This window comes from Pyrinomonas sp., assembly GCF_040289685.1.
Classification (GTDB): Bacteria; Acidobacteriota; Blastocatellia; order Pyrinomonadales; family Pyrinomonadaceae; genus Pyrinomonas.
In genome coordinates this window covers 25,225-37,275 of sequence record NZ_PSLQ01000030.1, presented here as the reverse complement: position 1 = coordinate 37,275, position 12,051 = coordinate 25,225, and the positions used below count along the sequence as shown (strand labels likewise).

Here is a 12,051-nt window from a genome sequence, read left to right as displayed (position 1 = left end):
TGGCGGGCTCACCGCGCCGTGAAGGACCTGGCGGCAATGGCGCCACAGACGGCCCGGGTCGAGCGCGACGGCCAGGAGGTGGAGGTGCCGGTCGGCGCGGTGCAGGTCGGCGACGTCGTGGTCGTGCGCCCGGGCGATCAGATCCCGGTCGACGGCGAGGTCGTGAGCGGCCAGGCCACCGTGAACCAGTCGGCCATTACCGGCGAGTCGATGCTGGTGGAGGTCGGTCCGGGCGCGCGCGTCTTCGCGGCCTCCTTCGTCAGCCTGGGCGGGTTGCGTGTCCGGGCCACCGCGGTCGGGGCCGACTCCACCTTCGGCCGGGTGATCAGGCTGGTCAAGGAGGCTGAGGCGCACCGGGCCGAGGTACAGCGGCTGGCTGACCGCTTCTCCGGCTACTACCTACCGGTTGTGGCCACGGTCGCGGCGCTCACGTTCCTCCTGAGCCGAAACGCCATCGCGACCGCGGCCGTGCTGGTGGTGGCCTGCTCGTGCTCGTTTGCGCTAGCCACCCCGATCGCGGTGATCGCCTCGATCGGGGCGGCGGCCAAGCGCGGCCTGCTGATCAAGGGTGGCAAGTACCTGGAGGCGCTGGCCCACGCCGACGTGCTGCTGCTGGATAAGACCGGCACGCTCACCCTCGGCTGGCCGCAGATCACCGACGTGGTCGCCCTCAACGGGCTGCCGCAGAACGAAGTCCTGGCGCTGGCGGCCGCTGCCGAGCGCTACTCCGAGCACCCGCTCGCCAAGGCGGTGCGGGAGGCCGCGCGGGCGCGCGGGCTCGCCCTGGGAGAGCCGGAGCAGTTCGAGGCGATCCCCGGCATGGGTGTGCGGGCGCGCGTGGGTCAGGCGACCGTTGTCGTGGGAAGCCATCGGCTGGCCGGCAACGGCCAGCCGCCGGCGCTTGTGACCGACCTTGAGAAGCAAGGCAAGACGCTGCTCTTCGTTGCCCGTGACGGCGAGCTAGTCGGGGTGCTGGCAGCAGCCGACACCCTGCGGCCAGAGGTCCCGGCAGCGTTGGCGCAGGTGCAGCGGCTCGGGGTGGGGCGCATTGAGCTCCTGACCGGCGACAACGAGCGCGTGGCCGCGGCCCTGGCCGAACGGCTCGGCATCGCGTACCGCGCCAACCTGCTGCCCGAGGACAAGAACGCCATCGTCAAGGAGTATCAGGCGCAAGGCCACACGGTCGTGATGGTCGGCGACGGGGTGAACGATGCTCCGGCGCTAGCCCAGGCGGATGTCGGCATCGCCATGGGTGTGGCTGGCACACCGGTCGCCATCGAGGCAGCACACGTGGCCCTCATGCGTGAGGACTGGACGCTAGTGCCAGAGCTGGTCCGGATCGCGCGGCGGACCATGAGCGTGGTGCGTCTCAACCTCATCTTCACGGCGGTCTACAACCTGGCTGGCCTGTCGCTGGCGGCGCTGGGCCTCCTGCCGCCCGTGCTCGCGGCAGCCGCGCAGTCGTTACCCGACATCGTCATCCTGGCCAACTCCTCTCGCCTGATCCGGCAGAGGGCATGAGGGGGCTAGCTTGTGACGGTGCGTGCCTCTGATGGCTGCTCGCCTGCGGGGTAGGATGAAGTGGGGGGCCTTTTTATACCGGGTTCAAAGGCTGACCCAGCGGGTGGAGTAGCCTAGGGTCTGGGCGATCTCCATCCGGTTCTTGCCTTGCGTGGCCAGAAGGATCGCGTGCAGTCGGGTGCGGGCGATGGGGTCTTTCCCCGTATGCAGGAGTTGGCGGACCTCACTCAGGGGCAGATGGGTCTTCAGGCGTATGGAGCGCATAGGAGAAGTGTATAGCATTAAAGGGTATCGCTATTATTTCAACTCGGCGCCGAGACAAGAAAAGCGGTAACGGGCGCGGGCCGCGCGCGGCCGTTTGATTGGACCGGTAACGAGATGCCCCGGTTGGGTGCCCCAGCCATCGGTTCGACTGCTTTCGGAGGCCGAAGTGCGAATTGGGAAAGTCCGCTTCGGCGCTTGCTGCTACTGGACGCTTCCGTTACTCTAATGATTGAAGCGATGGCCAGCCTCTGAGTCTGGGACCATCTCGTCGCCGAAGCTTTTTAGCGAGAGGTTTTTCGTAAAGCCGTGAGAATGAAGTTCCATCGTGCAGTCGCTCTTTTGTTGCTGGTCGCTTTCATCTCGCCGCTCGTCGCGCAGCAAGCCCCTAGAACGCCGAACGCGCAGCGCTCGCGAACGCTCAAATCGAGCGAGATGGCCGCCATCGAGCAGGACTTCGCCGAAGCGCTGAGCCTCGTCGAAGAGAACTACGTCGACGGCAACCGGCTGAACTACAACAACCTGATCAAATCCTCCATCATCGGCATGCTCCGCTCGCTCGATCCGCACTCGAACTATTACGACCGCCGAGAATTCGAAGAGCTGCGTAACGATCAGCGTTCGGAGTACTACGGCATCGGCGCCTCCATCGTTGACCGGCGCGTCGGCAATCAAACCGACACATACATCTTAGCGACTTTCGAGAACTCGCCAGCGGCGCTCGCCGGGCTTCGTTTTGGCGATCGCATTGTCGCCGTCGATGGACAACCGATGCGCGGCCGTCCCTCTGCCGAGGTCCGCGATCGAATTCGCGGACCGCGCGGGACAGTGGTTAAAGTCACGGTCGAGCGCGCCGCCACGGGTCGCATCGAGACAGTGGAGATCACGCGCGATGCCGTGGCGCAACCATCCGTGCCGGATGCGTACATGCTCCGTCCCGGCGTCGGTTATGTCGATATGACGCGCGGTTTCAACGTTACGACGGCGGAAGAACTCGAAGAGGCGCTGGAACGGTTGCGTCAGCGCGGCATGAACGGCTTGATCCTCGATCTACGCAATAATCCGGGCGGATTTCTCGATCAGGCGATTCGCGTCGCAGAGAAGTTTCTCAGCGATGGGCAAGTGATTCTAACGCAGAAGGGACGCAATCTGACGGCTGATCGGACCTATCGCGCGACCAACAATTCGCCCGACATGACGCCGCTCGTCATCTTGATCAGTCGCGGCACGGCTTCGGCTTCGGAGATCGTCGCTGGAGCGATGCAGGATCATGATCGTGCACTCATTGTCGGTGAGAACAGCTTCGGCAAAGGGCTGGTCCAAAGCATCATCCCGCTTGATTACGGCGCTGGCTTGACGCTCACGTCGGCCAAGTACTACACGCCCTCGGGCCGTTTGATCCAGCGCGACTACTCCAACGGAAGTTACTACGACTACATCACGCGCGGCGGCGTCGGAAGCCAAGACGAAGAGGCTCCCACCGTCACCAAGCCGACCGGACCGGAAAGTCACACCGACACGGGGCGCCCCGTTTACGGCGGCGGTGGCATCATGCCGGACGAACAGGTCAAACCGCGTTTGATCAAACCCGAGCAACAAAGATTGATCGACCCGATCTTCGCTTTCGTGCGCGAACTCGTCAACGGGCGCATCGCCGGTTTCGACTCTTATAGAGTCCAGCGTCCCATCGAGTACAACCACGAACTACAGCCGACCGATTTTCCCGTGACCGACGCGCTCTACAACGCTTTCAAGAGCTTCGTCGCCAACAATCCGGCCTACAAGAACCTCGCTTCGCTCATCGAGCCGAATCAGGAGTTCGTTCGCCGTCAAATACGCTTCGATATCGTAACAGCCGCCTACGGGACGACCGCAGCCTCGCGCGTTTACGTCGCTGACGATCCGCAAGTGGCGCGCGCCATCGAATTGCTGCCGCGCGCGCGCGAACTGGCGTTGGCGGCACGCAATCGCGCTCCGCGCCAAAAGTCGTTCGAATGAAGCCGCGAGGCGCTGCGAAACGGCGCGCGATTTCTTTGGCGAATAAGAAAGGTGGGCTTTCACGCCCACCTTTCCCTTTGCCCGTTCTCTGGCCGGAGTCAGGTTCCGCCCTCTTTTCGCCGAGCGACCAGCGCCGTCAGTGACGAGCCAACCACTCATCGAAAACCTTGGCCTCTTCGAGCTTGCCGCTCCAACGGGCGCGGTTCTTGCCCGTCAACGCGAGCACCATCGCTTGGTGCTGCCCAGCGCGGTCGCCCATACGCTCGAAATAGTTGTAGAGGCGATCTATTTTGCGCACCGATTCGCGCGCGGCTTCCACTGATCTGAACGATAGGACGTTGCGGAAAAAGCGCGAGTAGATGTTCTGCTCGCGCGCCGTCGTCGTATACAGATCGAAGTAGCCATCGAGCAGTCCGGCGGCTTGCAAAACTTGCGCGACGTAGCTTGGGCGAGCCAGCGTTCGGCGTGCGATCTCGGCCACGTCGGTCGTACCGGAGCGATGAAGTTCGAGGATACGCTCTTTTTTGGTCTGCGCGGCGGACGCGCTTTCCGGGACGGCGTGTTGCATCCGCTCCGTTTCGTCAAGCGTCTCGATGGAGAACAGGCCCAGTTCTCGTTCGAGCATCTTTTCGCTAGTCATCTTCGTTCGCTCCTTCCTTCGACACTAGCTCACACGCCGCACGGCTTCATCCACCGCACGAGGCAAGTTTTTGAGATGGTCGATCAAACTCGAAGCCGCACGCTTGGATAGGTCTTCCACGCGACAGCCAAGCACCGCTTGGCATTCATCGTCGGCATCGACCCCGGCTTCGCGTGCCAGCGCGCGAATCATTCCCAATTGCCGCGGCGTGATCATATCGGCCATTGTTTTGGCCATTGGGTCGCGCGGGAAATCACCGGGCTGTGGGCCCGCTCCGGTCCGCTCGATCACTTCCGATTCGCGTTGGTAGAGTTCGCGCGCGATGCCGAATTTGATCGCCGCCCGTTTCAGCGCATCGTGCTCGGCCTTTTTGATGCCCGTCTCGTTGTCAGCCGTGCCTGTGCCGACGCCTTCTCGCGTCACGCCGTCGATGGTGATGGCAGCGACGACGGCGACCATATCGCCGATCTGCGTGATCGAACGCACGGCGTGCGACCACGTCGGAGCGATGCGGTCGAGGATGTCGGCCACCGTGTGCCATTCGACGTATTCCACCATGTGGACGTTGCCATGTTGATCGCGCCAACCTTCGCGCTGTTTGATCAACTTCGGATCGATCGGTTGGCGCAGCGCGCGCAAGGTCTGCGCGAAAGCGAGAGGGACGACGTTTGCCCCATGCTCCTCTTGGCGCGGCTCTTCGCTCGAAGAAAGAGCCGATCTGTGTGCGGTCTGTTCGGTCGTTTCGGCGGTTTGTTCGTTCTTCTTCATGGTTCGCTCCTTTCTCTCTTTTCGTTCCGCGAGCGAGCGCGCTGAATGGCGTCGCTCCCGTTCGAAGCGCTCCGTGCGCTTCTCGGATGCGGTCTCGTTCGTGTTGGGCGTTGCCGCCGTTGCTTCTTCTTCCGCTGCACGCGCAGCCGAAGCTTCGGACACGCTGCCGTCCGTTGACGGCACGCTTTTGTCCGCGTTTTGCGCCAAGAGCGCATGCTTGACGGCAAGAATGTGCTCGCAACGGAAGGTGAGGTCCTGCGCCGACTGCTCTTCGTACTCAAGGCACGAACAACGGACCTTGCCCGTCTCGTCGCGCCAGACTTCGTACGAAACGCTCCGCCCGCGCAGCGATGGCGCTTGGACGCGGAAACGATCGCCTTCGCGTTTGACCAATCCCATCGCCACCAAACCACGCGCGCGCTTGTCACGCAGCGCCGCTTGCTTTTCCGCTCTTGTTGCCGTCTCCATGACGATTCGTCCTCCTTTCACCTTATGCCGCGCGCTCGGCAGGCAGCGGCTCATCCACCTCATCAAGCCGCTCAGCATTGAGCGCCTTGCGCAAGCGCCTTTCCAAATCGGCGACGCGCGCTTCGAGTTCGGCCACCCGCCGCCCTTGACGATGGACCGTTTTGAACAGCGTGTCGAAGGTCTCCCAAACGTATTCGTTGCTCACCTGTCGCCTTCCCTTCCTCATTTGAACTCGCGGAGCAGCGCCCACCGCTCGTTTCATACGTGAAACAATGTACCACAACCACCGTCTCGTTGCAAGTCCGAAACAGAGTCTTGCAAGTGAGACCGGTTTCTGCTATCTTCTCCCAAGTGGCGAGCACAACGGGTCGCAAGATCACGCTCGTCTCAAAGGAGGCAACGAGAAGATGGCACGCTCATCCAAGAGCCTAGTCAACACGATCGAACTCGGACGCGCCGTTCGTCGTCGGCGGGAGCAACTCGGTTTGAGTTTGCGCGACGTGGCCAACGAGACAGGGGTCTCGGCCTCGACCTTGTCGCGCATAGAGAATGGCACCGGCACGCCCGATACGGACAACATCGCACGGTTGACGCGCTGGCTGAACATGCCCGTCGAGCGCATCATGTCGGGCGAAGAGGCCAAGCCTGTGGTCTACTTTCCGCAAGAAGCGACGCCCGACATCGTCGAGGCGCACTTGCGCGCCGACCGCAATCTGACGCCGGAGACGGCGCAGGCGCTGGCCGAACTGTTTCGCGTCGCTTACGCGCAATTCAGCAGCCAGACGGCCAAAAGCGGTAGCGAGTCCTCACGGCGTCGACGGTAGCATCTCGAAAGCGGCATCGAGGCCAACCGACAAGTGAGGCTTGTGGTGCCGGTTGGCCTCGTCTCGCTATCTGCTCTTCTAGCGCCTCAAGCGATCACACAGCTTCTACGACCTTCTACGAAAAATAGGGTTAAAATACAATACATAATTTTCGCCGATATAATATATAATTTCCGCTGTGCAAGAGTCGGCGCTACCACCCACGACCAAAGGCAGGCGTTACGAACTGCGCGCGCTCGGTCTGCGCGAGTTCGCTGGCCTTCGTCGTCCTGAAGAGCCGCTCGATCCCTTTACCCTCGCCCGTTTCGCCAAGCTCATGGTAATCGATTTCGATCAGATCGAGGGGCTCTCGCCACAAGCGCGTGCGCACCTGCTCGGCGAAGGAGCCGAAGCGTGGTCCGGCGGCACCTGCTCGCGCCCGCTGCCGAACGGCTGGCGGCTGGTCATTCTGAACCCGAAGCATGGCGCGCAGCGCAACAACGCGACGCTGATGGAAGAGGTATGTCACGTCTTTTTAGGGCACAAAGCGAACCGTCTGGCCGCGATCGATCAAGGCAACGGCGGACGACTTGTCGCGCGCGACTACAACCCGCAAGACGAAGAAGCGGCTTACGCCATCGGCGCAGCGGCGCTGGTCCCCTTTGCCGCGCTTCGTCGCTTCGTGCGCCGAGGGGATTCAGCAGCCGAAATCGCGCGCCACTTCAACGTCAGCCGTGAGCTGGTCGAATACCGGCTCAAGGTCACGCGACTGTGGTCCGAATATCGCGAGCGACAAACGCGCGTTAACGGAGGCCGAAACGCACACGACCATCAGTAAAGGCCCGAGCGTAGACTCCCCAGCGCTTCAGCCCGTTGCTGCTTTAGCAAGTCGTCCGGGCACCATGTCACGCAAGCCGCCAACAGAGAGACTCGAAGAGCTGCGCGACGCGATCAAAAGCGCGCTCGATTACCGCGACTTTTACCTTCGCTATTGTTCGAGGGCGCGCGTTTGCGGAGCAAGACTCCAAGCCTTCTGCCCCATCCCGGCGCACGGTCATAGCGGGCGCGGACGCCCGAGCCTTTCGGTCGATTTAGTTCGCGGGCTGTTCCACTGCTTTTCGCGCGACGAAGGTGGCGATGCCATACGCTTCTACGAACTCATGCACGGCGTGACGTTCGCTCAGGCCGTGCGCGAGATGGCTTCGCTGCTCGGCCTCGATGGAAAGCAAATGCCGTTGGCCTTTCGCGCTGCGCCGGACATCGAACCGATGGAACCGCTCGACGACGAGCAGTTGACGACGATCTGCGAGTCTTTTCTCGCCATCTGCCGCACGCAAGAGCAGGCCGAAGGGCTGAACTACCTAGCGCGACGCGGCATCGCGCCGGAAACGGCGCAGCGCGCGGGCGTCAGCTATTTTCCGCGCCGCGCCTACCGCCGCGTCATGGAGAAGCTGCGCGGGAAGTTTTCGCCCGAAGAGCTGCAGCGAAGCGGGTTATTCAACCGTCGCGGGCATCTGACATTTTACCAACACCGTCTCCTCTTCCCTTTTCTTATCGAAGGGCGCGCGCGCTATCTGCAAGCGCGTGCCATCGCTTCAGGTATCGAGCCGCGTTGGCACAACATGCGCGGCAACGTTCCAGCGCTCTACAACGTCGATCTGCTGGACGCGCTTCCGAGCGGGTCAGTGGTCTACTTGGTCGAAGGCTTCACCGATACGCTCACGCTGCTGACGCACGGTTTCGCCGCCGTCGGACTGGTCGGGGCTGGCGGACTCAAAGAGGAGTGGATCGCGCCGCTCGGACGCTTTCGCGTCGTCGCATTGCTCGATCCGGACGAGGCAGGAAGGCGTGCGGTCGCGCGCTACCGGGAAACGTTCGGTGCGCGTCGCTTGCATCTGGCCAACCTTTTCTTGCCCTCGGACGTCAATGACTTCTTCCGCCAACGGCCATCCGCCTCGCTGGAACTGGCCTTACTCACCGAAGCGGCGCTCGAGCGGCGAGAAGACGCAGAGTGGCCGTCGGATAAGCGGACAGGCTATAATTTACGGCTTTAGCACGACGAGGGGACGAAACCGTGGATCGAGAGAACAGATCGAGTCTGGCGACCGAGCTGAGCATCGTCGATAAGCTACGCCTACTGCTCGACATCACGAAGAAGATCAGCCGCTCGCTCGACGTCAACGAAGTGCTCAACCTCGTCATGGAGACGCTCGGTTCGCTCATCCCATACGATGCGGCGGGCATCTACATCATCGAGCGCAACGGGCGACGCACAGCTAACGGCGAGATGATCTTCCATGCCGAAGCCGTGCGCGGCTACGACATCGAAGAGTTGACTGAACTGCGCCTCAAAGCCGGCGAAGGGATCATCGGTTACGTCGCGCAAACGGGCGAGCCGGTCATCTCGCCCGACGTGCGGCGTGATCCGCGTTACATCAACGCCCGCGAGCGGACGCGCTCCGAGATGGTCGCCCCGATCATCTCGAACGACGAGGTGATCGGCGTCTTCGATCTCGAAAGCGACGAACCGAACGCATACACGGAGGATGATCTGCAGGTCTTGATGTTGCTCGCTTCGCAAGTGGCGATCATCATCGAGAAAGCGATGCTCCATCAGGAGCTGGTCGAGAAACGCCGGCTCGAAGCGCAACTCGAGGTCGCGCGGCAAGTGCAACTGGCGCTGCTGCCTTCGCGCCATCCGCAGATCGAAGGGTTCGACATCAGCGCCTACAACTTCTCTTCAGAACAGGTCTCAGGCGACTACTACGACTTCGTGCAAATATACGAAGATCAACTCGGCTTGGTGATCGCCGATGCGTCGGGAAGAGGCGTGCCGGCAGCTTTGCTGATGGCCTTTTTGCGCGCGTCGTTGCGTTCGGCGATCCACGTCGGCTACGCGACCAACGTCTCGATGGCCAAGGTCAATTCGTTGCTCTGCGAATCGGTTGAGGACAGCCAGTTCGTCACCGCGTTTTACGGCGTGCTCGATGCGACCAACAAGACGCTCGCTTACGCCAACGCCGGACACAACCCGCCGCTGTTGCTCGATGCCGACGGCACGCCACATTTCATCGAACGTGGCGATCTTCCGCTCGGCATGTTCAGCAATGCGCGCTACTACGAATACTATTTGACGCTTGCGCCCGGACAAATCCTCGTGCTCTACACCGACGGTTTGACCGAAGCGACCAACGAGGACGGCGAAGAGTACGGCCGCGAGCGACTGGCCCAGACGGTTCGGCGCGAGCGCGATCGCCGCGCGCGCGATCTCATCGATGCCATATACGGCGACGTTCTTCTCTGGACCGGCGGGCGCGGCGCCCACGACGACGTCACGCTGATCATTGCCAAGGCGCTGTGAACCATGGACGACCGAAGCCCCAACGCAGAACGCATTCGCGCGCTGGCACGCCAGATGCTGTCTTCGGCCTCCGCGCACGACGAAGAGGAGTTCGCCCCCGAGGTGACGCGCGATGAATCGGCCAAACGGATCATCACCGAGGCGGATGTGCGCGATCTGCCGGAGCGAGCGCGATTGCGCGTCGCCGCCGACGCGCGCTTGACGCCGCTCGCCGCAGACATCGTCCGCGACCGCGGGATCGAACTCGTCCGCCGCGCGCCGCGGCGCGGTCGTTCGACTCCGAAGCTGATCGCCGTCGGCGCCGACCACGGCGGCTACGAGATGAAAGAGGCGCTCAAAAGCTTTCTCGTCGAGCTCGGCCACCGCGTCCGCGACTTCGGCACCGATTCCACGTCGGCGGTTGACTATCCGGATTTCGCCCACGCTGTGGCGCGCGCCGTCTCGCGCGGCGAAGCCGATCTCGGCATCATCGTCGATGCGGCGGGCATCGGCAGCGCCATTACAGCGAACAAGGTGCCGGGCGTGCGCGCCGCCGCCTGCTACTCGGTCGAGCTGGCACGCAACTCGCGCGAGCACAACGGCGCAAACGTCCTGACGCTCGGCAGCCGCACGATCGACCTCGAACAGATGCGCCAGATCGTGCGCGCGTGGCTCGAATCGGAGATCAGCGAAGAGCGCCACCGGCGTCGTGTCACCAAGATCGAAGCGATCGAGCGGCAGTACGCGCGCGGTTAACCCCTTTTTCGCAAAGCGCTTTGCAAGATGAAGTCAACAGCCGAGAGCGAAGCGTTTCAAGATGCTCCTTTGAATGAAAAGGTCATGCCAAAGCGTCGAGGATGACCGACGGCCTGCAACGGCCAAATAAAGCGATGATCGGTTACAACGGCGAAACGCCGACTGACGTGAGCGGAAGCGATGATCGGTTACAACGGCGAGTTGGAGAGTTTGGTCGAACAGATCACAGAGGAGATCGTCGCGCGACTCGAACGCGAGCGCGGGATCGATCAAGCCGCGCTGTGCGGCTGCACCTCAGACTGCTTCAATCGTTGTCCCGAACGGATGCGGCGCGTCGTGGACGCAGGGGCGGCGCGCATCGGTTTGGTCCTAGGCGAAACGGCGTCGGCGCGCGACTGGGCCAGCTTGATCGATCACACGTTGCTCAAACCGGAAGCGACTGAAGCGGATATACGCCGCCTGTGCGATGAAGCGGCACAATACGGTTTCGCTTCCGTGTGCGTCAATCCTTTCTGGGTGAAACTGGCCGCTTGCCTGTTGCGCGGCACGGGCGTCCCCGTCTGTACCGTGATCGGCTTTCCGCTCGGCGCGACGCTTCCGGACGTCAAAGCGTATGAAACGCGGCGCGCGATCTTCGACGGCGCGCGTGAAGTCGACATGGTGATCAACATCGGCGCGCTCAAATCCGGCGACGATTGCGCCGTCGAACACGATATCGAAGCCGTCGTCGCGGCTGCGCACGAACACGGCGTGCTGTGCAAAGTCATCATCGAAACGGCGCTGTTGACCGATGAGGAGAAGGTGCGCGCCTGCTTGGCGGCCAAACGCGCCGGAGCCGATTACGTCAAAACCTCGACCGGATTCGCCAAAGGCGGCGCGACCGTAGCCGATGTCGCGCTGATGCGCGAAGTGGTGGGCGGCGAGATGGGCGTCAAAGCCTCAGGCGGCGTGCGCGATCTGAAGCAGGCGCGTCAATTGATCGAAGCTGGAGCGACGCGCATCGGCGCGAGCGTCGGCGTCAAGATCGCGCAAGAAGCGAGCGGACAGAAGATGACAGCGCCGGAGACAAGGACCGCCTATTGATTGGTGACCACAGTAGCAGACTCTTTGCGAACAGATGGCGCTCGATGAAGCACTTCGGATCGTGAGAGCTTCTCATCTATCTCCAACGAAACCCACACGCGCCATCGAGTACACGGCATGCTGAGGATAGGACTTTGCGCGCGCCGATCAAGCAGCGCCCTTGTCGAGCGTGCAGCACGGTGAGAACGACCTCGCCGCCCGTATCACAAAGGCGCTCCGTGCTACGGTTCACCGACAGCGTAGTCACCGCGCTCTTCCCTCACGCCTGCACCACAAAGGCGCTCCGTGCCACGGCTCACCTAGAAAATCGAAAACTTCGATCGCAGAATCGCCTGTTCCCTCTGCTGCCTCGCATCGCGTTACGGTCTATCTAGAAAATAGAAAACCGAAAAGCCTTTCGCGCGCCGCAGCGC

At 62.4% G+C, this 12,051-nt stretch carries 12 protein-coding genes; 8 read left to right on the top strand and 4 right to left on the bottom strand.

Annotated features, from left to right (window positions below; genetic code table 11):
* A partial coding sequence (locus C4334_RS08245; RefSeq protein ID WP_352431603.1) for a heavy metal translocating P-type ATPase occupies positions 1–1,521 on the top strand: 1,521 nt, incomplete at its 5' end.
* A gap of 84 nt (positions 1,522–1,605) precedes the next feature.
* Here the strand turns inward: C4334_RS08245 and C4334_RS08240 are convergent.
* The gene (locus C4334_RS08240) at positions 1,606–1,785 is read right to left on the bottom strand and encodes a helix-turn-helix domain-containing protein (protein WP_352431602.1); all 180 of its coding nucleotides are present in this window, start codon (positions 1,783–1,785) and stop codon (positions 1,606–1,608) included.
* Between the two features lie 312 nt (positions 1,786–2,097).
* On the opposite strand from C4334_RS08240, the gene C4334_RS08235 reads away from it, so the two are divergent.
* Positions 2,098–3,780, top strand: a complete 1,683-nt coding sequence (locus tag C4334_RS08235; RefSeq protein WP_352431601.1) for a S41 family peptidase — start codon at positions 2,098–2,100, stop codon at positions 3,778–3,780.
* 136 nt (positions 3,781–3,916) lie between these two features.
* Here C4334_RS08235 and C4334_RS08230 read toward each other — a convergent pair whose 3' ends face one another.
* The 3 genes from C4334_RS08230 to C4334_RS08220 are packed head-to-tail and all read right to left on the bottom strand — an operon-like array spanning position 3,917 to position 5,861.
* The gene (locus C4334_RS08230; RefSeq protein WP_352431600.1) at positions 3,917–4,420 is read right to left on the bottom strand and encodes a hypothetical protein; all 504 of its coding nucleotides are present in this window, start codon (positions 4,418–4,420) and stop codon (positions 3,917–3,919) included.
* A gap of 24 nt (positions 4,421–4,444) precedes the next feature.
* A complete protein-coding gene (locus C4334_RS08225; RefSeq protein WP_352431599.1) occupies positions 4,445–5,656 on the bottom strand; it encodes a Rad52/Rad22 family DNA repair protein in 1,212 nt (403 codons plus the stop codon).
* Between the two features lie 22 nt (positions 5,657–5,678).
* The gene (locus C4334_RS08220; protein WP_352431598.1) at positions 5,679–5,861 is read right to left on the bottom strand and encodes a hypothetical protein; all 183 of its coding nucleotides are present in this window, start codon (positions 5,859–5,861) and stop codon (positions 5,679–5,681) included.
* A 202-nt stretch (positions 5,862–6,063) separates the two neighbouring features.
* Here C4334_RS08220 and C4334_RS08215 point away from each other — a divergent pair, with 202 nt between their 5' ends.
* From C4334_RS08215 to deoC, 6 genes are all read left to right on the top strand, one after another.
* Complete coding sequence (locus C4334_RS08215; RefSeq protein WP_352431597.1) at positions 6,064–6,480, top strand: helix-turn-helix domain-containing protein; 417 nt, start codon at positions 6,064–6,066, stop codon at positions 6,478–6,480.
* A gap of 178 nt (positions 6,481–6,658) precedes the next feature.
* On the top strand, positions 6,659–7,297 hold the full coding sequence (locus C4334_RS08210) for an ImmA/IrrE family metallo-endopeptidase (RefSeq protein WP_352431596.1): 639 nt from the start codon (positions 6,659–6,661) through the stop codon (positions 7,295–7,297).
* A gap of 64 nt (positions 7,298–7,361) precedes the next feature.
* Positions 7,362–8,513: a CHC2 zinc finger domain-containing protein gene (locus C4334_RS08205; protein WP_352431595.1), complete on the top strand. Its 1,152-nt coding sequence runs from the start codon at positions 7,362–7,364 to the stop codon at positions 8,511–8,513.
* A 20-nt stretch (positions 8,514–8,533) separates the two neighbouring features.
* Complete coding sequence (locus C4334_RS08200) at positions 8,534–9,820, top strand: PP2C family protein-serine/threonine phosphatase (RefSeq protein ID WP_352431594.1); 1,287 nt, start codon at positions 8,534–8,536, stop codon at positions 9,818–9,820.
* 3 nt (positions 9,821–9,823) lie between these two features.
* Positions 9,824–10,555: a ribose 5-phosphate isomerase B gene (gene rpiB / locus C4334_RS08195; protein ID WP_352431593.1), complete on the top strand. Its 732-nt coding sequence runs from the start codon at positions 9,824–9,826 to the stop codon at positions 10,553–10,555.
* Between the two features lie 324 nt (positions 10,556–10,879).
* Positions 10,880–11,638, top strand: coding sequence for a deoxyribose-phosphate aldolase (gene deoC / locus C4334_RS08190; RefSeq protein WP_502943422.1), 759 nt, complete (start codon positions 10,880–10,882; stop codon positions 11,636–11,638).
* Positions 11,639–12,051: the final 413 nt, after the last annotated feature.

Excerpts from the sequence above, each read along its gene's own strand:
- C4334_RS08240 (WP_352431602.1), bottom strand. The coding sequence starts at position 1,785 with ATGCGCTCCATACGCCTGAAGACCCATCTGCCCCTGAGTGAGGTCCGC.
- C4334_RS08235 (WP_352431601.1), top strand. The coding sequence starts at position 2,098 with ATGAAGTTCCATCGTGCAGTCGCTCTTTTGTTGCTGGTCGCTTTCATC.
- C4334_RS08230 (WP_352431600.1), bottom strand. The coding sequence starts at position 4,420 with ATGACTAGCGAAAAGATGCTCGAACGAGAACTGGGCCTGTTCTCCATC.
- C4334_RS08225 (WP_352431599.1), bottom strand. The coding sequence starts at position 5,656 with ATGGAGACGGCAACAAGAGCGGAAAAGCAAGCGGCGCTGCGTGACAAG.
- C4334_RS08215 (WP_352431597.1), top strand. The coding sequence starts at position 6,064 with ATGGCACGCTCATCCAAGAGCCTAGTCAACACGATCGAACTCGGACGC.
- C4334_RS08205 (WP_352431595.1), top strand. The coding sequence starts at position 7,362 with ATGTCACGCAAGCCGCCAACAGAGAGACTCGAAGAGCTGCGCGACGCG.
- rpiB (WP_352431593.1), top strand. The coding sequence starts at position 9,824 with ATGGACGACCGAAGCCCCAACGCAGAACGCATTCGCGCGCTGGCACGC.
- deoC (WP_502943422.1), top strand. The coding sequence starts at position 10,880 with ATGCGGCGCGTCGTGGACGCAGGGGCGGCGCGCATCGGTTTGGTCCTA.